Origin of the sequence: Pseudomonas fluorescens Q2-87 (genome assembly GCF_000281895.1) — a bacterium.
In the GTDB taxonomy this organism is placed as follows: domain Bacteria; phylum Pseudomonadota; class Gammaproteobacteria; order Pseudomonadales; family Pseudomonadaceae; genus Aquipseudomonas; species Aquipseudomonas fluorescens_S.
Genome location: NZ_CM001558.1, coordinates 85376 through 110808 on the forward strand (window position 1 = coordinate 85376; position 25433 = coordinate 110808).

The following is a 25433-nucleotide window of genomic DNA, read 5'->3' on the forward strand; positions in this document are numbered from 1 at the left end:
GAGTGTTAGGCCGCGCTGCCTGGGCGACGCGGCGGGCATTGCTTTTATAGAGTGCTGAACAGCGGAAAAATCCCCATCAGCAACGCGGCGAACATTATGCACAGGCAAACCAGCACTGCCCACTTCAGGGTGAAGCGCTGGTGATCGCCGAACTCGATCCCGGCCAGGGCCACCAGCAGGTAGGTGGACGGAACCAGCGGGCTCAGCAGGTGCACGGGTTGGCCGACGATCGAGGCACGGGCCATTTCAACGGCGGTGATGCCGTAATGACTGGCGGCTTCGGCGAGAACCGGTAACACCCCGTAATAAAATGCGTCGTTAGACATGAAGAACGTGAACGGCATGCTCGCCAGGGCGGTAATCACTGCCAGGTACGGGCCGAGGAAGTCCGGGATCACTGCCAGCAGGCTTTTGGACATGGCGTCGACCATGCCGGTGCCGGACAGGATGCCGGTAAAGATGCCTGCCGCGAAAATCAGCCCGACCACTGCCAAGACGCTGCCGGCGTGAGCCGCGACGCGGTCCTTCTGCTGCTGCAGGCACGGGTAGTTGACGATCATGGCGATACTGAATGCCACCATGAACAACACCGGCAGCGGCAACAGGCCGGCGATCAGGGTGCACATCAGGCCCAGGGTCAACGCGCCGTTGAACCAGATCAGCTTCGGGCGGCGGGCATCCGGAAACTGGGAAACGCTGATTTCGCTGTGGTCGATTTCATCACCGGCCAAGTGCAGTTCACCCAAGCGTGCCCGCTCGCGCTTGCCGTACATGTAGGCGATCACCAGGATTGCCACCACACCGGCGGCCATCGCAGGAATCATCGGGACGAAGATATCGGACGGATCGACATGCAACGCACTGGCTGCGCGGGCCGTCGGGCCGCCCCAGGGCGTCATGTTCATCACGCCACCGGCGAGGATGATCAGGCCAGCCATGATGCGTGGGCTCATGCCGATGCGGCTGTAGAGCGGCAGCATCGCGGCCACGCAGATCATGTAAGTGGTCGCGCCGTCACCATCAAGGGAAACGACGAGCGCCAGGACGGCGGTACCGACCGAAACTTTCAACGGGTCGCCCTTGACCAGCTTGAGGATCTTGCGCACGGCCGGGTCGAACAGGCCGGAATCGATCATCAGGGCAAAATAGAGAATCGCGAACATCAGCATCACCCCGGTCGGGGCGAGCTTGGTGATGCCTTCGAGCATCATCGGGCCGATCTTCGGCGCAAAGCCACCGAACAGGGCGAACAGGATCGGGATGATGATCAGGGCGATCAGCGCAGACAGGCGCTTGGTCATGATCAGGAACATGAACGTGATGACCATGGCGAAGCCAAGGAAAGTCAGCATAGGAAATACTCCAGGCGTGGCGCGGCGGGCAAAGGCAAACCGGATAGGTCAGCGCAGGATGCAAGGCTCGGGACGGACGGATGGAGTGGGTGCGACGGAAGAGGAAGCAGCGGACATCAGAATCACCATTGTTGTTAAAGGGGCCAAGCGAGCGTTGGAAACTCGCTTCTGGCCACCGGTCTTTTGCCGGTAGTGGGGGCGATCCTAATCGCGCAAGCTTTCAGCCAGCTTTCGCTATGGCAATGGCTGATGACTGGCCCGTTTTCATGGCAATGGAGCAATTACTGTTTCGGTCCAAATGCTGAAAGATTCAACGGCGGCACCGCGCCCATCCAGATCGCATGCTCGGTATGGTCCGTCAGGTCATCGCCGGTGTCCGGATGAAGAAAAATCACCAAACCCTTGCGGTTCAGGGCCAGCCACGGCAAGACCACGCCGATGTACTGCGGATCGAACGCTAATTGGCAGCTCCAGTCCGGGTGCGGGCCGACCGGGCGCTGGTGGACGCGGCCCATTTTCAGCGGGAACAGTTGCGCCGCTTCCTCGCAGAGGGCCTTCGCCTGGTCGAGCGTGTTGGCGTCGAAATACACGTGGGCGTGGTAACCCTTGATCCGCTGCATCTGTCGCTCCTTTTAAAAGAGGCCGAACCCTCTGCGTTTCCCGCGGGTCAGACGCCTATACGCAGGAATAAGGGAAACGAAGCCATGAAAAATGCCGAAACCCCGGTCGTCAAAGTTGTGCTTTATGGCGCCATGAGCAGTCTGGGCAGTGCGTTGATGGCTGAAATGCTGCGGCGCCAGCATGAGGTCATCGTCATTCTCGATGATCTCACAGCTTTGGCCCCGCGCCCCGGCTTGCGGACCAAGACCGGCAGTCTTTTTGATCCCCTGCGGGTCAAGCAAAGTGTTGCCGGTGCCGACGCCGTGGTGTGCCTGCTCAATGCACCGGGCCTGCCGATGAACAGCGAACAGGTGGAGCGCACATTGATTCCCGGCCCCGTCGAGCAAGTATTGGCGGTGGATGCGCTGGTCGCCGGCATGCAGGCAGTGAATGTTCCCCGGTTGTTCCTGATAGGCGATTTCGCCGTGCTCGACGAGGAGCAGGCCGACGACGATTTACAGCGCCATGCCGCCGAGGAAGTGCTCGACGCACTCAAGAACAGCACCTTGCAATGGACCTTGGTCAACGCCCCCTACGCTGCGCCGGGCCTGGGTTTCGAGCATTTCAGCCACGTCAGTACGAGCCTGGAACCCGGCATGGCTGAATCCCTGGAACGGCTCAACCGCGTCGCGGTCGGTATCGTTGACGAACTGCACCTGAACCTGCACGTGGGCGAGCATGTCAGCTTCGTGGCAGCTCACTAGAAGCGATATTCACCCCCGGGTGGCGAGGGAGCTTGCTCCCGCTGGGCCGCGTAGCGGCCCCAGAGGACGTCGCCCACCCAACAATCAAACCGCAATCGACGGCAGCGGCAATCCCGTGAGCGAGTCGGCGCTGTTGGCCTGTTCTTCCATCAACCAGTCGACGAACTGCCGGATCAACACCCCGCGCCGTTTACGCTGGGGCAAGACCACGTAGTACCCCAGCCGCGACAACACGGTTTCCGAGATCGGGCGACACAACAATCCCTGCGCCAGCAAGTTATCCACAAGGTGCCGCCAGCCGATGGCGACGCCTTGGCCGCCAATCGCGGCCTGGATGAGCAACGTGTAGTTGTCGAAGCGCAATTGGCCCGGCGCCGGGGGCGAGGTGATCCCCAGCTCACGAAACACGCCGCTCCAGTCGAACCAGCTGTTGCTATTGCCCGCCCGCAAGTGCAGCAAGGGGAATTCCGCCAAGGCCTGGGCGGGCAAGGGCAGGGGACGGTCCTTGAGCAGCAGCGGGCTGCAGACTGGAAAGACTTCTTCGCTGAACAGCCAGCGACTTTCGCCTTGTTTGAAGCGACCGTCGCCGAACAATACGGCAACGTCGATATCCGTGCGCAACATGTTGTGGTTGCGCTCGCTGGTCACGAGGCTGACGTCCACTTGGGGATTGGCCGCGTGGAAGCGGTGCAGGCGCGGCATCAACCAATAGGCGGCGAACGCGAAGTCCGTGGCGACTTGTAGCACCTCATGCTGATGCTGGGCGGTGATCGCGCTCAGCCCCGCATCGATGCTCTGCAAACCGGCCTGGACCTGCTCGAACAGGATCGTTCCGGCCTCGGTCAGTTCGATGCCGCGATAGATGCGGTCGAACAGTCGCGTGCCCAGTTGTTCTTCCAGGCGTTTGATCTGCTGGCTGATGGCCGGTTGCGTGGTGCCCAGCTCGATTGCCGCCGCCGTAAAACTTTGCTGGCGGGCTGCGGCTTCAAAGGCACGGAACAGTTCCAGGGACAGGTCACCCAAGGCGTCATACATAAGCTGTGCTTATCCTAGTCATTATCCTGCATGGGCTTTACCCCAATACCTTGGGGCTACATGCTCGATCGCAGCAATTTCGCATAACTGTCTACTATGGAATGCCGCGAATACATGAAGCGCAAGAACATTCTTTTCATCATGGCCGATCAAATGGCCGCGCCAATGTTGCCGATCTACGGTCCTTCACCCATCAAACTGCCCAACCTGTCGCGCCTGGCCGCTGAAGGCGTGGTGTTCGACGCCGCCTATTGCAACAGCCCGCTCTGCGCACCGTCGCGCTTCACCCTGGTCAGCGGCCAGTTGCCGAGCAAGATCGGCGCCTATGACAACGCGGCGGATTTTCCGGCAGACGTACCGACTTATGCCCATTACTTGCGGCGCCTCGGCTACCGCACGGCGTTGTCCGGCAAGATGCATTTTTGCGGTCCCGATCAACTGCACGGTTATGAAGAGCGCCTGACCAGCGATATTTATCCGGCCGATTATGGCTGGGCGGTGAATTGGGACGAGCCCGATGTACGGCCCAGCTGGTACCACAACATGTCCTCGGTGTTGCAGGCCGGGCCGTGCGTGCGCACCAACCAACTGGATTTCGACGAAGAAGTGGTGTTCAAGGCGCAGCAATACCTGTTCGACCACATTCGTGAAGACGGGGATCAGCCGTTCTGTCTGACCGTGTCCATGACTCACCCGCACGATCCATACACGATTCCCAAGGCGTTCTGGGACCTGTACGAGGACAAGGACATCCCGCTGCCACACACGCCGGCGCAAACCGAACTCGACCCACATTCCCAGCGGCTGCTAAAGGTTTACGACCTGTGGGACAAGCCGTTGCCTGTGGATAAGATTCGCGATGCTCGCCGGGCCTATTTTGGCGCGTGCAGCTACATTGACAGCAACGTCGGCAAACTGCTGCAAACGCTGGAGGACACTGGCCTGCTGGACGACACCATCGTGGTGTTCTCCGGCGACCACGGCGACATGCTTGGGGAAAAGGGCCTTTGGTACAAAATGCACTGGTTCGAAATGGCCGCCCGCGTGCCGCTGTTGATCAGCGCGCCGGGGCAGTTTGCCAGCGGTCGGGTCAGCGCGGCGGTGTCCACGGCCGACCTGCTGCCGACCCTCGTCGAACTGGCCGGCGGCACGCTGGAGCCGGGTTTGCCGCTGGATGGCCGTTCGCTGGTACCGCACCTGCAAGGGCAGGGCGGCCATGACGAAGTGTTTGGCGAATACATGGCCGAAGGCACCGTCAGCCCGTTGATGATGATTCGCCGCGGCCCCTGGAAGTTCATCTACAGCGAAGACGATCCGTGCCTGTTGTTCGACGTGCGTAACGATCCTGAGGAACAGGAAGATCTTAGCCAATCGCCGGAACATCGGACGCTATTCGGCGATTTTCTCGCCCAAGCGCGGGCCAAATGGGATATTCCAACCATTCACCGCCAGGTGCTCGCCAGCCAGCGGCGTCGGCGTTTCGTTGCCCAGGCACTGACCCTGGGCAAACTCAAGAGCTGGGATCACCAGCCAATGGTGGACGCCAGTCAGCAATACATGCGCAACCACATCGACCTCGACGATCTGGAGCGCAAGGCCCGTTATCCACAACCCTGCCAAAACCAATAACGTAAGGGGAAGCACATGCAAAAGTTATCCACAGTACTGACCGCTGGGCTGTTGGCGTTGAGCAGTGTTTCGGCATGGGCCGAGCAAAGCTGCGACACCGTGAAAATGGCCGACCCGGGTTGGAGCGACATCGCTGCGACCAACGCCATCACCGGTTTCCTGCTGGACGGGATGGGCTACAAGGCCAAGGTCGACACCCTTGCAGTGCCGATCACCTTTGGCGGCCTCAAGGATGGCCAGGTGGATGTGTTCCTTGGCAACTGGATGCCAGCCCAGCAGGGTTTCTATGACAAGTTCGTGGCCAATGGCGATGTGACGCAGCTGGCGAAGAACCTCGACGGCACGGAATTCACCTTGGCGGTCCCGGATTATGTCTGGGACGCAGGTGTGCATAACTTTGCCGACCTGAACAAATTCGCCGACAAGTTCGACAAGAAAATCTACGGCATCGGCTCCGGCGCGCCGGCAAACCTGTCGTTGAAAGAGATCATCAAAACCAACGACTTCGGCATGGGCGAGTGGAAACTGGTGGAATCCAGCGAGCAGGCGATGCTCGCCGAAGTTTCCCGGGCCGTTAAGAAGCAGAAGTTCGTGACCTTCCTTGGCTGGACGCCGCACCCGATGAACGTGCAGCTGAAAATGCATTACCTCAAGGGTGGCGAGAAATACTTCGGCGACACCGGCAGCGTCTATACCCTGACCCGCAAAGGTTATGCACAGGCCTGCCCGAACGTGGGCAAGCTGTTGACGAACCTTAGCTTCACCCAGGAAATGGAAAACAGCATCATGGCCGAGGTGGTCAACAACAAAGTCAGCAACGCCGACGCGGCCAAGGCCTGGATCAAGGCTAACCCGGCTGTGCTGGATAAATGGCTGGACGGTGTGAAGACCGTGGATGGCAAAGATGCGTTGGCGGCGGTGAAAGCCAAGCTGTAAAGCCGATGTGCCGGTGAGTTGCTCTTGTGGCGAGGGAGCTTGCTCCCGCTGGAGGGCGAAGCCCTCCCAAAACCGATACGGTGTCGTGCCGTCTCGGATTTTGGGGCTGCTTCGCAGCCCAGCGGGAGCAAGCTCGCTCGCCACGGGCGGTCACTCGCCTGATACTCTGCGCCAAACCCCATCCTTGAGGCCCCATGGCAATTCCCACCCGCCGCTCACTCTTGCCGTTCCTGAACTGGCTGCCTCGGCAGACCCGCGCCAGCGTCGGCCGTGACCTGATCGTCGGCCTGAGCGGCGCGATTCTGGCGTTGCCGCAATCCATTGCCTACGCCCTGATCGCCGGTTTACCGCCTGAATACGGACTGTACGCGGCGATTGTGCCGGTGTTGATCGCGTGCCTGTGGGGATCGTCGTGGCATTTGATCTGCGGTCCCACGGCGGCGATTTCCATCGTCCTGTACGCCACCGTCAGTCCACTGGCCGTACCCGCCAGCGAGGACTACGTCACGTTGATCCTGCTGCTGACTGTGCTGGCGGGCATCTTCCAGTGGCTGCTGGGGTTGTTGCGTTTCGGGGCGCTGGTCAATTTCGTCTCGCACTCGGTGGTGCTGGGTTTCACCTTGGGCGCGGCGGTGGTCATTGCGCTGGGGCAGTTGCCAAACTTGCTGGGCCTGGAGTTGCCGAACGAAGCCACGGCGTTGAAAGGCTTGTTGAGACTGCTCAGCCACATCGGGGCTGTGGATAAACCGTCGTTGCTGTTGGGATTGGGAACGTTGGTCATCGGCGTCGTGCTCAAACGCTTGTTGCCACGCTGGCCGAGCCTGTTGATAACTCTGGTGCTCAGCAGCCTGTTGGTCTGGTTGTGGCCGGCAATGTTCGGGCATGTGGCGCTGGTCAGTGCCTTTGTCGGGCGCCTGCCCCCGTTCGCTCCGCTGCCGCTGGACCTGGAATTGATACTGCGCCTGCTGCCTGGGGCCGTCGCGGTTGGCATGCTCGGGCTGGTCACCAGCCTGTCCATCGCCCGCTCGCTGTCGGTCCGCTCCGGGCAACTGCTCGATGCGAACCAGGAGGTGAGGGCGCAGGGGCTTTCCAACATCGTTGGAGGATTTTTCTCCGGATCGCTGTCGGCCGGTTCTTTTACCCGTTCCGGCCTCAGTTATGAAGCCGGGGCCTGCTCGCCGTTGGCCGGGGTGTTCTCGGCGTTGTGGGTGGCGTTGTTTGCGGTCGCCGGGGCGAAACTGATCGCGCACATTCCGATTCCCGCCATGGCCGGCAGCATCCTGCTGATCGCCTGGGGCCTGGTGGACCACCGAGGCATCCGCGCGCTGTATCGCGTCAGTCGTGCCGAATTCGTGGTGATGGGCCTGACTTGCCTGGCCACGCTGCTGCTGGAGCTGCAAACCGCCATCTACGCCGGCGTCCTGGCCTCGCTGTTCTTCTATCTCAAACGAACGTCGCAGCCACGGGTGCAACACTTTCGCGAGGGAGAGGCAGAGATCCTGCGGGTGGGCGGCTCGATCTTTTTCGGCGCCAGCCACTACCTGCAAGTGCGCCTGCAACGGCTGCAGGCGCAACGGGTGGTGATCGACGCACAGCAGATCAACTTCATCGATTATTCCGGGGTGGAAATGCTTCACCAGGAGGCCCGGCGCCTGCGCAGTCAGGGGCGTAGCCTGACGTTGCGCATGGCCCGGCCGCAGGTGGTGGAAGAGTTGTTGAAACTGGAGGGGGCACAGAAGTGCCCGATTCTTTTTGAGGACTGACTGCAAGAAACCAAGGCAGGTATTAAACCTGTGGCGAGGGGATTTATCCCCGCTGGGGCGCGAAGCGGCCCCTTCTTTGGGACTGCTTCGCAGTCCAACGGGGATAAATCCCCTCGCCACAACAACCTAAAGCTGGCGGCGCAGTTCGGCCAGCACTGGCGCGGTGTCGGGGCGCACGCCGCGCCACAGGTAAAATGCTTCACCCGCCTGCTCGGCCAGCATCCCCAAGCCATCCATTGCCAACGCCGCGCCGTGTTCGCTGGCCCAGCGGCAGAACGAGGTCGGCTCCTTGCCGTACATCATGTCGTAGCAGACCGTCAGGCCGGGCTCGATCAAGCTGCCGGCAATCGGCGGCACCTCTCCTGACAGGCTGGCGGACGTGGCGTTGATGATCAGGTCCACCGGCTCTTGCAACCAGTCGAAACCACTGGCCGAGACCGGCCCCAGATCCGCGAACAATTCCGCCAGCAACTCAGCCTTTTCCACTGTGCGATTGGCGATGATCACTGAGGCCGGTGCTTCAGCCAGCAGCGGCTCCAGGGCGCCGCGCACCGCGCCGCCGGCCCCCAGCAACAGGATGCGCTTGCCTTTGAGGCTCAGGCCCGCATTGACGGTCAAGTCCCGTACCAGCCCGGCGCCGTCGGTGTTGTCGCCCAGCAGGCGGCCGTCGGCCAGCTTGCTCAACGTGTTGACCGCGCCGGCCCGCTGCGCTCGCTGCGTCAGGCTGTCGGCCAGGCGGAAGGCGTCTTCCTTGAACGGCACCGTGACGTTTGCCCCACGCCCTTCGCGGAAAAATGCCCGTGCGCAACCGGCAAAATCCTCCAGGGGCGCCAGCAGCGTGGTGTAGTCCAGCGCTTGTCCGGTTTGTTCGGCAAACAAGCGGTGAATCAACGGCGACTTGCTGTGGCCGATCGGGTTACCCATTACAACGTAGCGATCCATGGACATTCCCCGTTCAGGCCGTTGCCAGCCAATCGCGATCCTGCAGGAAGTATTCGGTCAGCCGCGCTTCCTCGCTGCCCGGTTCGGCTTTCCAGTCGTAGCCCCAGCGCACTTGCGGCGGCAGGGACATCAGGATCGATTCGGTACGCCCGCCCGATTGCAGCCCGAACAGCGTGCCGCGGTCGTAGACCAGGTTGAATTCCACGTAGCGCCCGCGGCGAAACTCCTGGAACTCGCGCTGCTTGGCGGTGAAGGGATCATTCTTGCGTCGGCGCATGATCGGCAGGTAGGCATCGATGTAGGCGTCGCCAATGGCGCGCATGAAGGCGAAGCTGGTGTCGAAATCCCATTCGTTCAGATCATCGAAAAACAAGCCGCCGATGCCCCGTGGCTCGTTGCGATGCTTGAGATGAAAGTAGCTGTCGCACCAGGCTTTGTAGCGCGCATATACATTCGGGCCGAACGGCGCGCAGGCCTGCTCGGCGACACGGTGCCAATGCACGCAATCTTCTTCTACGCCGTAGTAGGGCGTCAGGTCGAAGCCACCGCCGAACCACCAGACGGGCTCTTCACCTTCCTTTTCGGCGATGAAAAAGCGCACGTTGGCGTGGGACGTCGGGATATGGGGATTGTGCGGATGAATGACCAGCGATACGCCCAGGGCTTCGAAGCCGCGCCCGGCCAGTTCCGGCCGGTGGGCACTGGCCGACGGTGGGAGACCGCTGCCAAAGACGTGGGAAAAATTGACGCCGCCCTTTTCGATCACCGTACCGTTTTCAATGACCCGCGTGCGACCGCCGCCACCGGCAGGCCGGGCCCAGGCGTCTTCGACGAAGCGCGTGCCGCCATCCTCGGTTTCCAGGGCGGCGCAGATACGGTCTTGCAGGTCGAGCAGGTAGGCTTTCACGGCCTCGGTGCGAGTGGACATGACATCACCTTGATCAGGGCTACGCTACGCGGCGTACAACGGGCCGGTCGCAAATTGGCGCACAGGATACCACCGCACTTGCCCACGCCACAGTTGACGAAGGTCAAGCTTAGGAGTCCGATAGCAGGCTTGGTAAATGTCCCTCGACAAGGAGAGAGTGAAGATGGCCAAACGTATCCAGTTCAGTTCCCACGGCGGTCCCGAAGTGCTTGAGTACGTGGACTACCAGCCCGCCGAGCCGGGCCCGCAGCAGGTACGCGTCAGCAACAGGGCCATCGGGCTCAACTTCATCGACACCTATTACCGCAGCGGCTTGTACCCGCCACCGGCGCTGCCCTCGGGCCTGGGCGCCGAAGGGGCGGGCGTGGTCGAGGCGGTCGGCAGCGAGGTTTCGCGCTTCAAGGTCGGCGACCGGGTGGCGTATGGCAGCGGTCCACTGGGCGCCTACAGCGACGTGCACGTGTTGCCCGAAGCCAACCTGGTGCACCTGCCCGAATCCATCAGTTTCGAACAGGCGGCCGGCGTGATGCTCAAGGGCCTGACCGTGCAGTACCTGTTGCGCCAGACCTATGAACTCAAGGGCGGAGAAACCATCCTGTTTCACGCCGCCGCGGGTGGTGTGGGCTCGTTGGCGTGCCAGTGGGCCAAGGCCTTGGGCGTGAAGCTGATCGGCACCGTCAGCTCACCGGAGAAAGCCGCGATAGCCAAAGCCCATGGTGCTTGGGAAACCATCGACTACAGCAAGGAAAACGTCGCACAACGCGTGCTGGAATTGACTGACGGCAAAAAAGTACCCGTGGTGTACGACGGGGTCGGCAAGGACACCTGGCTGACCTCGCTGGACAGCGTCGCCCCCCGTGGCCTGGTGGTGAGCTTTGGCAATGCCTCGGGCGCGGTGGACGGGGTGAACCTGGGGATTCTTTCCGCCAAGGGCTCGCTGTACGTCACCCGCCCGACCCTGGCGACCTACGCCAACAACGCCGCAAACCTGCAACGCATGGCCGATGAACTGTTCGCGATGATCAGCAGCGGCAAGCTCACGGTGGACATCAACCAGCGTTATCCACTGGCGGAAGCGGCCAAGGCCCAGACCGAGTTGTCGGCGCGACGGACGACCGGGTCGACCATCCTCTTGCCCTGAGGTTGGGGGGCAGGTTGCTTGAAAAAACTGTGGAAGCGAGCTTGCTCGCGATTGCGGTGGGTCAGCTTGAATCCAAGTTGGATGTGCCGTTGTCTTCGCGGGCAAGCCCGCTCCCACAGAGGGGCCCATTGAACGCAAGACTTGTGTTCGCCGAGGATCAAATGTGGGAGCGGGCTTGCTCGCGAATGGGACCGGCGCGGTCTCAGTCCGGCCGCACGACTTTCCCGGTCGCCAGGTCGCGAATCACGCTGGGGTTCTTGCGCCCGCCCAGGTTACCGCCCAGCACCAAGTCGATCTGCCCACGGAAATACTGTTCGACGCGAATCCGCGTGCGCGCTGCCGGGCGACCCTGGGGGTTGGCCGAGGTTGACACCAATGGGCCGACCAGCGAGCAGAGGTCGCGCACCGTGGGATGATCGCTGACCCGCAGTGCGACGGTATCGTGCACACCGGTAATCCATTCAGGCAGCAGACACTGGTGCGGAACCAGCCAGGTATTGGGCCCTGGCCACGTGCTGGCCATGCGGTCCATCCAGGTTTCGGGGAAGTCTTCGAACAAGAAGTCGAACTGGCGGATATTGTCAGCCACCAGGATCAGGCCTTTGTCAGGCAACCGCGATTTGATCGCCAAGAGCCGTTCCACCGCTTCCTCGTTCCACGGATCACAACCCAGGCCCCAGACCGCTTCGGTTGGATAGGCAATCACCGCCCCGGCACGAATTTCTCGCGCGGCTTGTTGCACACGCCAACTGTTGACCATGAAAGAATCTCCGCAACACAAATAAGGCTGTGCGCAGTTTACCGATCTTCCCCATAAAACCTAGCGCGTGCGCGCAAACCAGCGACCATTGTCACGGATGGCGCGTCCTTCCATTTCCAGCTCGGTCAGGGCTGCAAGCACCTTGGGCAACCCCCAGCCACTGGCATCGGCCAGCGCCTCAGTGCTCAGCGGGGCGGCATGCAGCAGGCGCAACAGCGGATGGGTCACGGGTTCAGGCGCTTGGGCTGGCGCTAACCGCTGCCAGCCCCGCAAGGCTTCAAAGATATGTTCAACGGTTTCCACCAGCGCGGCGCCGTCGCGGATCAGTTGGTGACAGCCCCGGGCGCCGGGATGATGAATGGACCCCGGAATGGCGTACACCTCGCGACCCTGTTCGGCGGCCAGCCGTGCCGTGATCAGCGAGCCACTGGCAATACTGGCCTCCACCACCAGCACACCCAGGGACAAGCCGCTGATGATCCGGTTGCGGCGCGGAAAATTGCTGGCATGAGGTGGCGCGTCCAGCGGGAACTCCGACAGCACGGCGCTGCCCTGGGCAATCATCGCCTCCGCCAGTCGTCGATTGCGCTGTGGATAAAAATTTTCCAGGCCGGTGCCCAGTACGCCGATGGTGCGCCCGCCGACGTCCAGCGCCGCTTGATGGGCTGCCGCATCGATACCCAAGGCCAAGCCGCTGGTGATGACAAAACCGGCGCCGGCCAGGCTGCGGGAAAACGCCGCCGCGGTGTCCATGCCCGGTCGCGATGCGCGGCGACTGCCGACCATCGCCAGCTGGGGTTTTTCCAGGATCGATGCGTCGCCCGCGACGAACAGCAGCGGTGGCGCGTCGCTGATCTGCGCCAGCAGCGCCGGGTAGTCCGGTTGGTCCCACATCAATAAATGCTGACCCGAACGCTCTAGCCAGGCCAATGCGTGGGCGGCGCCGTCACGCACATCCGGGTTGCGCCGAGCCTCGGCGCACGCCGCAGGCAAGCGCAATGCTTGCCACGCGCTGGCCGGTGCGCTGATGGCTTTGGAGGCCGAGCCGAAGGCCTCCATCAGGGTCATGAAACGTTTGGGTCCAAGCTCCGGCAAGCGATGAAGACGTAGCCGGGCCTCCAGTTCCGCAGGGGAAACCGGAGCAGATTCAGGTAATGACATGCGATCATCCTTGACCGTTATAAGCCCCGTAGAAACGGGAACAAGCTGTGGATAACTCTGTTGGTAACTTGTGAGACCCGTTATGGATTACGCACCTTGTCGAGCACCGCCAACGAACGCGATGCGTAGAGCACCAAGCCATAACTGAGCTTGTCGTAGGTACGGAACACCATCAACAGGCCGGCCCGTTCGTCGGGGATTTTTACCGACTCGCCAGTGATGCGGTCGCGCACGGTCTCCCCGGTTTTCATCACCGCCAGCACGTTGCCTTCGGCCAGCCCATCGCGACGGCCCTTGTTCAGGGTTACCACGTCGAGCGCGCCGATCTGGGTCACGCCCCGGGGCACGTCGAGGATCAGCCCGTTGATTTCCGATTTTGGCGCGCTGGGCATGAACGTCGAGTTGATCGAGCGTTCTTCGCCGCTGAACAGGCGGTCACCGAGGCGTACTTCCTGGGTGGTGCGCTGCAGGGTCAGCGTGGTGACATCACCCTCGGTGGCAACCACTTCGCCGCCGCCGATATCGTCGGCGTTGATGCCCAGGAACTCCTTGGTCTCGGGGTCGGTGTAGACCTTGCCCTGGCGGAAGATGCCATACGCCGACTGGCTCGCGTCGAATGAACCACGGGCAAAGACCCGGTCTCCCATGCCGCTGAGCACCCGCTCGGCATTGCCGGCGACAATATACGGCGCCTTGTTGAAATCCTCGGCGGTGTCGACGATACGGTTGCTCAATAAAAAGCTGTTGATGGCCTGCAGCGGAATGCTCGGGATGGCGTCGGCCACCGGCGAGCTGCGGATGCGCGGGGACAGTTTGATGGTGCCTCGCGAGGAGCCGCGATTGAGGGTCAGGCGCGGCTGCCCGTTGACGTAGACCAGCGACAGGGTGTCGCCGGGATAGATCAGGTTCGGGTTTTCGATCTGCGGGTTGGCCTGCCAGAGCTCCGGCCATTTCCAGGGCTCGCGCAGGTACTTACCGGAAATGTCCCACAGGGTGTCTCCCGTCACCACCGTGTATTGCGGGGGAAAACCCTCCCGAAGTTGCACTTGCCCGTGCGCGACGCCGGCCGAGGCCAGAACGAGCAGGGCGAGTAGTGATTTCCTCATGCGGTGAATCCCTTTATTATGTGCGTTCGCGTGAAACGCCAGAGCCCCCGTGGCTCGCTCCGTGAGGCTCTGCGCTTCAGGAGCAACGTTTTACAACGGTAGCCTGCATCCCAAGACACGCCAGGCCAGCCACCCGACTTTACCTCACACGTGCATTTATCAAGCTTATGGCCATTTTGAACATTCTCGAATTTCCGGACCCGCGCCTGCGCACTATCGCCAAACCCGTGGCCGTAGTGGACGACGAAGTGCGTCAGTTGGTCGATGACATGTTTGAAACAATGTATGAGGCGCCAGGCATCGGCCTCGCCGCGACCCAGGTCAACGTGCACAAGCGTATCGTCGTCATGGACCTCTCCGAAGACCGCAGCGAGCCACGGGTGTTCATCAACCCCGAGTTCGAAACCCTGACGGACGAGATGGAGCAATACCAGGAAGGCTGCCTCTCGGTTCCGGGCTTCTACGAGAACGTCGACCGCCCGCAGAAAGTCAGGATCAAGGCCCTGGACCGTGACGGCCAGCCTTACGAAATGATCGCCGAAGGCCTGCTGGCGGTGTGCATCCAGCACGAGTGTGACCACCTCAACGGCAAGTTGTTCGTCGATTACCTGTCTACGCTCAAGCGTGACCGGATCAAGAAAAAACTGGAAAAACTGCATCGCCAGAATGCTTGATGCCCTCCTTCAAAGGCTTGCTGCGGCAAGCCTTTTTCTTTTTGCGACTGCTTTGAAATTTGAGAGCTTCCCATGACTGAGCCACTGCGCATCGTCTTTGCCGGCACCCCTGAATTTGCCGCCGAACACCTCAAGGCCCTGTTGAGCAGCCCTCACGAGATCGTCGCGGTCTACACCCAGCCGGATCGTCCGGCGGGCCGCGGACAAAAGCTGATGCCCAGCCCGGTCAAGCAGTTGGCCCTGGAAAACGGCATCCCGGTGTTACAACCGCCGACCCTGCGTGATGCGCAGGCCCAGGCCGAACTGGCCGCACTGCAGCCGGACTTGATGGTGGTGGTCGCCTACGGCCTGATCCTGCCCCAAGTGGTGCTGGATATTCCGCGCCTGGGTTGCATCAACAGCCACGCTTCGCTGCTGCCACGTTGGCGCGGTGCGGCGCCGATCCAGCGCGCCGTGGAAGCGGGCGACGCCGAGAGCGGCGTGACCGTGATGCGCATGGAGGCCGGCCTGGACACCGGGCCGATGCTGCTCAAAGTCAGCACTCCGATCAGCGCCGACGATACCGGTGGCAGCCTGCACGACCGCCTCGCGCTCATCGGCCCGCCGGCGGTGGTCGAGGCCATCGCAGGCTTAGCGGCCGGCACCCTGGAAGGCGAAGTGCAGGATGACAGCCTCGCCACTTATGCTCACAAATTGAACAAGGACGAGGCCCGCATCGACTGGAGCCGTCCGGCTGTCGAGCTGGAGCGCCTGGTACGCGCTTTCAATCCTTGGCCGATCTGCCACAGCACCTTGAACGGTGAAGCCCTTAAAGTGCTGGCGGCCAGCCGCGCCGAAGGGCTGGGCGCACCGGGCCAGATCCTCGCTGCCAGCAAGGACGGTCTCGTGGTCGCCTGCGGTGAACAGGCGCTGTGCCTGACACGTCTGCAATTGCCCGGCGGCAAGGCGCTGAACTTCAGCGACTTGTTCAACAGTCGTCGCGAGCAATTTGCCGTTGGCAGTCATCTGGGCCAAGTGGCGGACGCCTCATGAATCCGCGCCTGGCCGCCGCCAAGGCACTTGCCGCCGTTCTCAGCGGCAAAGCCTCCCTCAACAGTTCCCTGCCGACTCAACTGGACAAAGTAGAAGACCGTGACCGCGGTTTCACCCAGGACTTGGCGTTCGGCACCGCCCGTTGGCAGCCGCGGCTATCGGCCCTGGCGGCCAAGCTGTTGCAGAAGCCGTTCAAGGCCGCCGACGCGGATGTCGAAGCGTTGCTGCTGGTGGGCCTTTATCAGTTGCTTTACACCCGCGTACCCGCCCACGCCGCCATCGGCGAAACCGTAGGCTGCGCCGACAAACTGAAGAAGCCCTGGGCCAAGGCCCTGATCAATGCCGTGTTGCGCCGCGCCCAACGGGAAAGCGAAGGCCTGTTGGCGGAGCTTGAGCATGATCCGGTGGTGCGCACCGCCCACCCGCGCTGGTTGCAGAAAGCCTTGAAGGCCTTCTGGCCCGAGCAATGGGAAGCCATTTGCGCCGCCAACAACGCCCATCCGCCGATGATCTTGCGGGTCAACCGGCGTCACCATACGCGCGATGCCTACCTGGCCTTGCTGGGCGAGGCCGGCATCCCGGCCCGGCCGTGCGAGTTCAGCCGCGACGGCATTCTGTTGGAGACTCCGGGTGATGTACGCGCCCTGCCAGGTTTCGTCGACGGTTGGATCAGCGTCCAGGACGAAGCCGCGCAACTGGCCGCCGACCTGCTGGAACTGGCCCCCGGCCAACGGGTGCTGGACGCCTGCTGCGCGCCGGGAGGCAAGACCTGCCACATCCTCGAGGCCGAGCCGAAACTGGCCGGCGTGGTGGCGGTGGACCTGGAAGCCAAGCGCCTGGTGCGCGTGAAGGAAAACCTCACGCGCCTGGGCCTGGACGCCGAGCTGTTCGCCGCCGACGGTCGCGACACGGCAACTTGGTGGGACGGCAAGCCGTTCCAACGCATCCTGTTGGATGCACCATGCTCGGCCACTGGCGTGATCCGCCGGCATCCGGACATCAAACTCACCCGCCAGCCGGACGACATCGCTGCCTTGGCCGTGCTGCAGGGCGAACTGCTCGATGCCCTGTGGCCGACCCTCGACGTGGGCGGCATGCTGCTCTATGCCACCTGCTCGACATTGCCCACCGAGAACACCGAGGTGATCGAAGCCTTCCTTGCCCGCACCCCGGGTGCCCGCGAGCTGGACATCGCCAGCCAGGCCGGCCTCAAGCAGCCCCATGGCCGCCAGTTGCTGGCCCAGGAAGGCGGTCACGACGGGTTCTATTACGCCAAGCTGATCAAGATCGCCGCCGCGCGCGGTTAAGACCGAATCGATAGGAGTGACCGGATGAAAATCATCATCCTTGGCGCAGGGCAGGTCGGCGGTTCGCTGGCGGAACACCTGGCCAGCGAGGCCAACGACATCACTGTGGTCGACACCGACGGCGAACGCCTGCGGGACTTGGGCGACCGCCTCGACATCCGTACCGTACAAGGCCGCGGATCGTTGCCGACGGTGCTGCGCCAGGCCGGCGCCGACGATGCCGACATGCTGGTGGCCGTCACCAACAGCGACGAAACCAACATGGTGGCCTGCCAGGTCGCCCACACTTTGTTCCACACCCCGACCAAAATCGCCCGGGTGCGCGAAGCCGCCTACCTGACCCGCGCCGACCTGTTCGACAACGAAGCGATCCCGGTGGACGTGTTGATCAGCCCCGAACAGGTGGTGACCAACTACATCAAGCGCCTGATCGAACACCCGGGCGCCTTGCAGGTCATCGATTTTGCCGAAGGCAAGGCGCAACTGGTGGCGGTCAAGGCTTACTACGGCGGGCCGCTGGTGGGCCAGCAATTGCGCCAATTGCGCGAGCACATGCCCAACGTGGAGACGCGGGTCGCGGCGATTTTCCGGCGTGACCGGCCGATCCTGCCCCAGGGCGATACGGTGATCGAAGCGGACGACGAGGTATTTTTCATCGCCGCCAAGGCCAACATTCGCGCAGTGATGAGCGAAATGCGTCGCCTGGACGAAAACTACAAGCGCATCGTCATCGCCGGCGGTGGACAGATCGGCGAGCGCCTGGCCGAAGCCATCGAAAGTCGCTATCAGGTCAAGATCATCGAAATGAACCCGGCGCGCTGCCGCTATCTCTCCGACACCCTCGACAGCACCGTGGTGTTGCAGGGCAGCGCCTCGGACCGCGACCTGCTGCTGGAGGAGAACATCGCCGAGGCCGACCTCTTCCTGGCCCTGACCAACGATGACGAAGCCAACATCATGTCGTCGCTATTGGCCAAGCGCCTGGGGGCGAAAAAGGTGATGACCATCATCAACAACCCGGCCTACGTCGACCTGATCCAGGGCGGCGACATCGACATCGCCATCAGCCCGCAACTGGCGACCATCGGCACCCTGCTGGCCCACGTGCGGCGTGGCGACATCGTCAGCGTGCATTCCCTGCGCCGAGGCGCGGCCGAAGCCATCGAGGCGATTGCCCACGGCGATGCCAAGTCGAGCAAAGTGATCGGCAAAGCCATCCGCGACATCGGCCTGCCGCCAGGCACCACCATTGGCGCGATCATCCGCGATGAAGAAGTGCTGATCGCCCATGACGACACCACGATCCTGACCGGCGACCATGTGATCCTGTTCCTGGTGGATAAAAAACACATTCGCGACGTCGAGAAGCTGTTTCATGTGGGGTTGAGCTTCTTCTGATCCAGAATCTGCGGTGCATGATCATTCGCTTTCGCGAGCAAGCCCGCTCCCACGGTGGTATTCATGGTGTGGCTTAGAGCGGCTTGCTGCTGATGCTCACGCCCAGGGTATGGCTGGCCTCGGGTAACAGCGTCACCACATCGTCCATCACGTTTGCCGTCTCGATGCACAGCATGCGCTGCCAGCCATCGTCGGCCATGTCACTGAAGGCCTTGGCGCGTTCGGTCCAGGGATTCCAGATCACCGCCGAGCGCGAACCGCAGCTGGTCAGTTCGATCCGTCGATTCCAATGCGGGTCGACAATGCTCAGCGTCGGCGGTGTGTCGAGGTAGATGCGGTCGGTCTCGCCGGCAAAATGCAAGTCGCCGGCCTGGGTCGCGGTGTTCCAGTCGTCCAGGGTCTCGATGTAGTCCAAGCCGTCCACCCCTTCGACATGCACATTGCGCACATCGCTTACGGCGAAGTAGCTGTGCAGCGCCTGGCTGAGGCTGACGGTTTCACTGCCGCGGTTATGGCTGGTCAGGCGGATGTGCAACTGCTCGTCCATCACGATGGTCAGCGTCAGGTCGACTTGGTGCGGCCAGCCCGAGAGGCCGTTTTCCGGATAGGGCAAGACGAATTCCACCTTGAGGCTCTCGCCTTCGGCTTCGATGCCCTTCAGCTCCCAATCCATTGCCCGCACCAGGCCGTGGGCGGTGGCCGGGTCGTTGCTGACGCGCATGGCCTGGACGCTGTCTGGGTTGCGCGTCAGGTTACCGAACCACGGCCAGCACACCGGCACGCCGGCGCGAATGCTTTTGCCGGCCTTGAAAGTGGCCTGGTCGTTGAGCCAGATCAGCGGCGGCTGGCCGTCTACTTGATAACTGAGGATGTGCGCGCCTTGCTGGGCCACCAGCAACTCGGCCTGACCGTGGCGGATGCGCCAGCCGTTCAGTTCATCCAGTTTGACGGCTTCGACATTGGGCGTAGGCATGCTGCAAATCTCGTTCAGGAACAGGAACTGCAATGGACCGCAAAACGGCCGCCGTGTTTAACGGGCGCGAGGTGGAACCGAGCGGGTACGACCGCTGCCGTCGATGGCGACGAACACGAACACGGCCTCGGTCACCTTGCGCCATTCGCTGGACAGCGGATCGTCGCTCCAGACCTCGACCATCATCTGGATCGAGCTGCGGCCGATTTCCAGCGCCTGGGTGTAGAACGACAACTGCGCGCCCACGGCCACCGGCACGAGGAACGCCATGCGATCGATTGCCACGGTGGCGACGCGTCCGCCGGCGACCTTGCTGGCCATGGCTGTGCCGGCCAGGTCCATCTGGGACACCAGCCAACCGCCGAAAATATCGCCAAAACCATTGGTTTCACGCGGGAGCGCGGTGATTTGCAGGGCCAGGTCGCCTTGCGGGATCGGATCTTCTTGTTCGAGTTCTATCATGCCGGGGGTGCCTCTGACCCGTAACGCTGTCTTGTGCTTCAGGTGAATAGCCGTCCTTGAAAAAAACGATTCAGCCCGAACAGACTACGTTCGTCACGTTTTTCGTAAAGGCGTGCCAAAGGGATACTCTGCGAAACCGGCTGGTTCTACTTTTCGCCACCAACGGCGTTTTCGCACAGCAACCCCCTACAAAGTGTTGCAGGTTGCGAGTATATCGGGCGATAGGCGTCGAGACGACCACCGGGTTCTGATTTTGACCGTCAATTACGCGCCTCTATGTGCTTTTTCGAACAATTTGCTATCGTGCCGAACCTGCCCAGGCCCCAAACCCGCGTTGTCGGGTTGCGCAATTGACTATAAGAGAAGCCCTTGCCATGACCACTGCGCCTTCGAGCACGACGACGCCCGCACAACCTGCACGTCCACTGACCCGCAACGATTACAAGACCCTGTCGCTTTCTGCCCTTGGCGGTGCGCTGGAGTTCTACGATTTCATCATTTTCGTGTTCTTTGCCACCGTGGTCGGCAAATTGTTCTTCCCCGCCGACATGCCCGAGTGGCTGCGCTTGATGCAGACCTTCGGCATTTTTGCCGCCGGTTACCTGGCCCGGCCATTGGGCGGCATCGTCATGGCCCACTTCGGCGACCTGCTGGGGCGCAAGAAAATGTTCACCCTGAGCATTTTCATGATGGCCGTGCCGACCCTGATCATGGGTTTGCTGCCCACTTACGCCCAGATCGGCATGTGGGCGCCCATCCTGCTGTTGCTGATGCGGGTGATCCAGGGCGCAGCCATTGGCGGCGAAGTGCCGGGTGCCTGGGTCTTCGTTTCCGAACACGTTCCTGCACGGCACATCGGCTATGCCTGCGGCACGCTGACTTGCGGCCTGACGGCGGGGATCCTCCTGGGTTCGTTGGTCGCGACCGCCATCAATGGCATCTACACACCGGTGGAAGTGGCGGATTACGCTTGGCGGATTCCGTTCCTGCTGGGCGGTGTGTTTGGCCTGTTCTCGGTGTACCTGCGCCGCTGGCTCCACGAAACCCCGGTTTTCGCCGAGCTGCAACTGCGCAAGGCCCTGGCCGAGGAAGTGCCGTTGAAGGCCGTGCTGCGTGACCATCGCGGCGCCATCACCGTTTCAATGCTGCTGACCTGGCTACTGTCGGCCGGCATCATCGTCATCATCCTGATGACCCCGACAGTGTTGCAGACCGTTTACCATTTCAGCCCGACCACCGCATTGCAGGCCAACAGCCTGGCGATTGTTTTCCTGAGCTTTGGCTGCATTGGCGCCGGCGTGCTGGCCGACCGCTTCGGCGCTGGGCGGGTGTTTGTGTTTGGCAGCGCGTTGCTGCTGATCACCTCTTGGACCTTCTATCACAGCCTGTTCGACCACCCCGAATGGCTGTTCCCGCTCTATGCGCTGAGTGGTCTGCTGGTGGGCACCATCGGCGCCGTGCCTTATGTCATGGTCAAGGCGTTCCCGGCCGTGGTTCGCTTCAGTGGCCTGTCGTTCTCCTACAACCTGGCCTATGCGATCTTCGGCGGCCTGACCCCGATGGTCGTCACGCTGCTGCTCAAGGAAAGCCCGCTGGGCCCGGCCTATTACGTGGCGGTGATCTGCGGGATTGGAATCCTGGTGGGTGGTTATCTTTGGAAGAACGGGCGCTAAGCTCAAGGCGGTTGCGATTCATTGTGGCGAGGGAGCTTGCTCCCGCTGGGTTGCGCAGCAACCCCTTCTTTATGAGTGCTGCGCACTCAAGCGGGAGCAAGCTCCCTCGCCACGGATGGGTACATCTCTGTAAATGAGCGGGTCTTCGGCCTGACTCTACCGGCAGAAATCATCTCGTAAAATTCAATACTGGCCTTTCATCCAATTGTCATATTTCAGCCATAGAGTGTTCACACGGCTTACCGATACTTGGCCGACTTAACACACCCTATCTGCTAGGAGTAAGGCATGAAACTGAAGCGTTTGATGGCGGCAATGACCTTTGTCGCCGCTGGCGTTGCGACTGCCAACGCGGTTGCCGCTGTTGACCCTGCGATCCCGAGCTACACCAAGACCACTGGTGTGTCGGGCAACCTGTCCAGCGTCGGCTCCGATACCCTGGCCAACCTGATGACCTTGTGGGCCGAGAACTACAAGAAAGAATACCCGAACGTAAATATCCAGATCCAAGCCGCCGGTTCCTCCACCGCGCCGCCCGCCCTCACCGAAGGCACCGCCAACCTGGGCCCGATGAGCCGCAAGATGAAGGACAACGAGCTGCAGGCCTTCGAACAGAAGTACGGCTACAAGCCAACCGCAATCCCGGTGGCCGTGGACGCCCTGGCGGTATTCGTACACAAGGACAACCCGATCCAGCACCTGACCATGGAACAGGTCGACGCGATCTTCTCGTCCACCCGTCTGTGCGGCGCTAAAACCGACGTGAAGATCTGGGGCGACCTGGGCGTGACCGGCGACCTGGCCAACAAGCCAGTGCAACTGTTCGGCCGTAACTCGGTGTCCGGCACTTACGGCTATTTCAAAGAAGAAGCCCTGTGCAAAGGCGACTACAAGGCAAACGTCAACGAGCAACCTGGTTCGGCGTCGGTGGTGCAGTCCATCAGCTCTTCGCTCAACGGCATCGGTTATTCGGGCATCGGCTACAAGACCGCCAGTGTGAAGACTGTGGCCTTGGCCAAGAAAGGCAGCACTGACTTCATCGAAGACACCGAAGAAAACGCCCTGAACGGCAAGTACCCGCTGTCGCGCTTCCTCTACGTCTACGTCAACAAGGCACCGAACAAGCCTCTGGCCCCGCTGGAAGCCGAGTTCGTGAAGCTGATCCTGTCCAAGCAAGGCCAGGAAGTCGTGGTCAAGGACGGCTACATCCCGGTACCGGCCAAGGTAGCTGCCAAGGCATTGGCTGACCTGGGTCTGGCGGAAGGCAGCAACGTCGCCAAGAAGTAATACCTGAGCCCGGGTCAACGCCCGGGCTCTCTGTGGGAGCGGGCTTGCTCGCGAATGCGGTGGATCAGTCGGCATCCATATCGAATGTGCTGGCCCCTTCGCGAGCAAGCCCGCTCCCACAGGCACGAATTTTCCGTCCGCTGCCGCTTCTAGCTGGCGGCGGATTTGTTGCGTCACTGCATTGTCATCTTTCTGTCATACAGGATCGCTAGGGTGTGCGCATGAATGATCTGGCCAATTCCCCAATGACTACGACTTCCCCTCCCAAGCGCATTGACTTCAATACGCCTGAGCTGCAACGCAAGCGCCGCATCCGTGCGCTCAAGGATCGCCTGACTCGCTGGTATGTCCTGATCGGCGGCCTCGCCGTCCTGGCCGCCATTACCTTGATCTTCTTCTTCCTGGCCTACGTGGTGCTGCCGCTGTTCCAGGGCGCGGACCTGACCGCCAAGGAATCGATCACCCCGGCTTGGATGCAAGATGCCGGCAAACCCCTGATGATCGCCATCGAAGAGCAGAACCAAGTCGCCCTGCGGGTTTCCGACAAGGGCCAGGCGCTGTTTTTCGACATCAACAGTGGTGCCGAACTGCGTCGGGTCAATCTGCCGATCCCGGCCGGCGCCAGCGTCACCTCCATTGGCGAAGATCAGCCCGGCAGTCCGCTGGTGGCGATCGGCCTGTCCAACGGCCAGGCGCTGGTGTTCCGTCACACCTATAACGTCACGTACCCGGACGGCAAGAAGACCATCTCGCCTGCCGTCGAATATCCCTATGGCGAGACCCCGATTGCGTTGAACGAGCAGGGCGCGGCACTGGAGCATGTCAGCCTCAACGCCACGGATTCGACCCTGTTGCTGGCCGGTTCCAGCGGTGCCCAGTTGCAGGTGCTGTCCTTGACCCGCGAAGAAAACATGATGACCGGCGAAACCACCAGCGAGCAGACGCGTATCGATCTGCCGCAGATGACGGAGCCGGTGAAGAACATCTTCGTCGACCCGCGCCAGCAATGGCTCTACGTGGTCAATGGGCGCGCCCAGGCCGATGTATTCAGCCTGCGGGACAAGAGCCTGAACGGTCGCTACAAGTTGTTGGAAAACGGCGAAGCCCAAGTCACCGCCGCAACCCAGTTGGTGGGCGGGATTTCGCTGATCTTCGGCGACTCCAGAGGTGGCCTGGCCCAATGGTTCATGGCCCGGGATCCGGACGGTGAGCAGCGCCTGAAGCAGATCCGCACCTTCCAGATGGGCACCGCGCCTATCGTTGAAATCACTGCCGAGGAACGGCGCAAAGGCTTCGTCGCCCTCGATGCGGCCGGCAAGCTCGGTGTGTTCCACAGCACTGCCCATCGCACCTTGCTGGTGGACCAGGTGGTCGACGGCCAAGGCGTGTTCGGCATGTCGCCCCGGGCCAATCGCCTGATCGTGGAGCAGGGCGGCAAGCTGCAGCCGCTGACGCTGGACAACCCGCACCCGGAAGTCTCGTGGAGCGCGTTGTGGAGCAAGGTCTGGTACGAAAACTACGACGAGCCTAAATACGTCTGGCAATCGACTGCCGCCAACACCGACTTCGAACCCAAGCTGAGCCTCTCGCCGCTGACCTTCGGTACCCTCAAGGCCGCGTTCTACGCGATGCTGCTGGCCGCTCCGCTGGCGGTTGCCGCGGCGATCTACACCGCCTATTTCATGGCCCCGGGCATGCGCCGCAAGGTCAAGCCGGTGATCGAGTTGATGGAAGCGATGCCGACGGTGATCCTCGGTTTCTTCGCGGGCCTGTTCCTGGCGCCGTATGTTGAAGGGCACCTGCCGGGCATCTTCAGCCTGTTGATGTTGCTGCCGATCGGCATCCTGGTGGCCGGTTTCGTCTTCAGTCGCCTGCCTGAATCCATTCGCCTGAAGGTGCCGGAAGGCTGGGAAAGCGCGATGCTGATCCCGGTGATCCTGTTCGTCGGCTGGCTCTCGCTGTACATGAGCCCGTACATGGAGGCCTGGTTCTTCGGCGGCGACATGCGCATGTGGATCTCCCATGACCTGGGCATCACCTATGACCAGCGCAACGCTCTGGTGGTTGGCCTGGCGATGGGCTTCGCGGTTATCCCGAACATTTATTCCATTGCCGAAGACGCCGTATTCAGCGTGCCACGCGGCCTGACCCTGGGCTCCCTGGCCCTTGGCGCCACGCCGTGGCAGACCATGACCCGCGTGGTGATCCTCACCGCCAGCCCAGGTATTTTCTCGGCGCTGATGATCGGCATGGGCCGTGCGGTGGGCGAAACGATGATCGTGCTGATGGCCACCGGCAACACGCCGGTCATGGAAATGAACCTGTTCGAAGGCCTGCGCACCCTGGCGGCCAACGTGGCGGTGGAAATGCCCGAATCGGAAGTCGGCGGCAGCCATTACCGCGTGCTGTTCCTGTCGGCGCTGGTGCTGCTGTTGTTCACCTTCGTCATGAACACCCTCGCCGAGCTGATCCGTCAGCGTCTGCGCAAGAAATATTCGTCGCTTTAAGAA

Annotated in this window: 22 protein-coding genes; 12 read left to right on the top strand and 10 right to left on the bottom strand. The window is 61.9% G+C overall.

Translation table 11 applies throughout. From position 1 onward, the window contains the following. Positions 1-44 precede the first annotated feature (44 nt). Both PFLQ2_RS26990 and PFLQ2_RS26985 read right to left on the bottom strand, forming a co-directional pair. Entirely contained in the window at positions 45-1352 is a 1308-nt protein-coding gene (locus tag PFLQ2_RS26990) for a CitMHS family transporter (protein WP_003177163.1), read from the bottom strand. A gap of 281 nt (positions 1353-1633) precedes the next feature. Then, positions 1634-1972 (bottom strand): DOPA 4,5-dioxygenase family protein, encoded by a 339-nt coding sequence (locus tag PFLQ2_RS26985; protein ID WP_003177164.1) that lies wholly within the window; start codon positions 1970-1972, stop codon positions 1634-1636. 84 nt (positions 1973-2056) lie between these two features. On the opposite strand from PFLQ2_RS26985, the gene PFLQ2_RS26980 reads away from it, so the two are divergent. Continuing rightward, complete coding sequence (locus tag PFLQ2_RS26980) at positions 2057-2716, top strand: NAD(P)-dependent oxidoreductase (RefSeq protein ID WP_003177165.1); 660 nt, start codon at positions 2057-2059, stop codon at positions 2714-2716. Between the two features lie 84 nt (positions 2717-2800). On the opposite strand, the gene PFLQ2_RS26975 is transcribed toward PFLQ2_RS26980, so the two are convergent. Then, entirely contained in the window at positions 2801-3751 is a 951-nt protein-coding gene (locus PFLQ2_RS26975; RefSeq protein ID WP_003177166.1) for a choline sulfate utilization transcriptional regulator, read from the bottom strand. Between the two features lie 114 nt (positions 3752-3865). Here PFLQ2_RS26975 and betC point away from each other — a divergent pair, with 114 nt between their 5' ends. The 3 genes from betC (at position 3866) to PFLQ2_RS26960 (ending at position 8079) form a co-directional block, all read left to right on the top strand. Continuing rightward, positions 3866-5380, top strand: a complete 1515-nt coding sequence (betC, locus tag PFLQ2_RS26970; protein WP_003177167.1) for a choline-sulfatase — start codon at positions 3866-3868, stop codon at positions 5378-5380. Between the two features lie 15 nt (positions 5381-5395). After that, complete coding sequence (gene choX, locus PFLQ2_RS26965) at positions 5396-6316, top strand: choline ABC transporter substrate-binding protein (RefSeq protein WP_003177168.1); 921 nt, start codon at positions 5396-5398, stop codon at positions 6314-6316. A 194-nt stretch (positions 6317-6510) separates the two neighbouring features. Then, a complete protein-coding gene (locus PFLQ2_RS26960) occupies positions 6511-8079 on the top strand; it encodes a SulP family inorganic anion transporter (protein WP_003177169.1) in 1569 nt (522 codons plus the stop codon). A 126-nt stretch (positions 8080-8205) separates the two neighbouring features. Here the strand turns inward: PFLQ2_RS26960 and aroE are convergent, their stop codons facing one another. Both aroE and hemF read right to left on the bottom strand, forming a co-directional pair. Continuing rightward, positions 8206-9021 carry a shikimate dehydrogenase gene (aroE, locus tag PFLQ2_RS26955; RefSeq protein ID WP_003177170.1) on the bottom strand — a complete coding sequence of 272 codons (816 nt, stop codon included), beginning with the start codon at positions 9019-9021 and terminating at the stop codon, positions 8206-8208. Between the two features lie 13 nt (positions 9022-9034). Continuing rightward, positions 9035-9949, bottom strand: coding sequence for an oxygen-dependent coproporphyrinogen oxidase (gene hemF / locus PFLQ2_RS26950; RefSeq protein ID WP_003177171.1), 915 nt, complete (start codon positions 9947-9949; stop codon positions 9035-9037). A gap of 163 nt (positions 9950-10112) precedes the next feature. Here hemF and PFLQ2_RS26945 point away from each other — a divergent pair, with 163 nt between their 5' ends. Then, the gene (locus PFLQ2_RS26945) at positions 10113-11090 is read left to right on the top strand and encodes an NADPH:quinone reductase (protein WP_003177174.1); all 978 of its coding nucleotides are present in this window, start codon (positions 10113-10115) and stop codon (positions 11088-11090) included. Between the two features lie 202 nt (positions 11091-11292). Here the strand turns inward: PFLQ2_RS26945 and PFLQ2_RS26940 are convergent, their stop codons facing one another. The 3 genes from PFLQ2_RS26940 to PFLQ2_RS26930 form a co-directional block, all read right to left on the bottom strand. Beyond that, the gene (locus tag PFLQ2_RS26940; RefSeq protein ID WP_003177175.1) at positions 11293-11850 is read right to left on the bottom strand and encodes an L-threonylcarbamoyladenylate synthase; all 558 of its coding nucleotides are present in this window, start codon (positions 11848-11850) and stop codon (positions 11293-11295) included. A gap of 60 nt (positions 11851-11910) precedes the next feature. Further along, positions 11911-13011, bottom strand: a complete 1101-nt coding sequence (gene dprA / locus PFLQ2_RS26935) for a DNA-processing protein DprA (protein ID WP_003177177.1) — start codon at positions 13009-13011, stop codon at positions 11911-11913. An 80-nt stretch (positions 13012-13091) separates the two neighbouring features. Then, the gene (locus tag PFLQ2_RS26930) at positions 13092-14117 is read right to left on the bottom strand and encodes a LysM peptidoglycan-binding domain-containing protein (RefSeq protein WP_003177178.1); all 1026 of its coding nucleotides are present in this window, start codon (positions 14115-14117) and stop codon (positions 13092-13094) included. Positions 14118-14284: 167 nt separating this feature from the next. Between PFLQ2_RS26930 and def the strand changes: the two genes are divergently transcribed. From def to trkA, 4 genes are all read left to right on the top strand, one after another. After that, positions 14285-14791 carry a peptide deformylase gene (gene def, locus PFLQ2_RS26925; RefSeq protein ID WP_003177179.1) on the top strand — a complete coding sequence of 169 codons (507 nt, stop codon included), beginning with the start codon at positions 14285-14287 and terminating at the stop codon, positions 14789-14791. Between the two features lie 72 nt (positions 14792-14863). Continuing rightward, on the top strand, positions 14864-15823 hold the full coding sequence (gene fmt / locus PFLQ2_RS26920; protein WP_003177180.1) for a methionyl-tRNA formyltransferase: 960 nt from the start codon (positions 14864-14866) through the stop codon (positions 15821-15823). After that, positions 15820-17130: a 16S rRNA (cytosine(967)-C(5))-methyltransferase RsmB gene (gene rsmB / locus PFLQ2_RS26915; RefSeq protein WP_003177181.1), complete on the top strand. Its 1311-nt coding sequence runs from the start codon at positions 15820-15822 to the stop codon at positions 17128-17130. The genes fmt and rsmB overlap by 4 nt, the downstream gene beginning before the upstream one ends. 24 nt (positions 17131-17154) lie before the next feature. Continuing rightward, entirely contained in the window at positions 17155-18528 is a 1374-nt protein-coding gene (trkA, locus tag PFLQ2_RS26910; protein WP_003177182.1) for a Trk system potassium transporter TrkA, read from the top strand. Between the two features lie 73 nt (positions 18529-18601). Here trkA and PFLQ2_RS26905 read toward each other — a convergent pair whose 3' ends face one another. After that, the gene (locus PFLQ2_RS26905; protein ID WP_003177183.1) at positions 18602-19501 is read right to left on the bottom strand and encodes a D-hexose-6-phosphate mutarotase; all 900 of its coding nucleotides are present in this window, start codon (positions 19499-19501) and stop codon (positions 18602-18604) included. Positions 19502-19558: 57 nt separating this feature from the next. Continuing rightward, positions 19559-19963, bottom strand: coding sequence for an acyl-CoA thioesterase (locus PFLQ2_RS26900; RefSeq protein WP_003177184.1), 405 nt, complete (start codon positions 19961-19963; stop codon positions 19559-19561). A 374-nt stretch (positions 19964-20337) separates the two neighbouring features. Here PFLQ2_RS26900 and PFLQ2_RS26895 point away from each other — a divergent pair, with 374 nt between their 5' ends. From PFLQ2_RS26895 to PFLQ2_RS26885, 3 genes are all read left to right on the top strand, one after another. Next, positions 20338-21636, top strand: coding sequence for an MFS transporter (locus tag PFLQ2_RS26895; protein WP_003177185.1), 1299 nt, complete (start codon positions 20338-20340; stop codon positions 21634-21636). A 288-nt stretch (positions 21637-21924) separates the two neighbouring features. After that, positions 21925-22923, top strand: coding sequence for a phosphate ABC transporter substrate-binding protein PstS family protein (locus tag PFLQ2_RS26890; protein WP_003177186.1), 999 nt, complete (start codon positions 21925-21927; stop codon positions 22921-22923). A 473-nt stretch (positions 22924-23396) separates the two neighbouring features. Next, on the top strand, positions 23397-25430 hold the full coding sequence (locus tag PFLQ2_RS26885; RefSeq protein ID WP_192814254.1) for an ABC transporter permease subunit: 2034 nt from the start codon (positions 23397-23399) through the stop codon (positions 25428-25430). Positions 25431-25433: the final 3 nt, after the last annotated feature.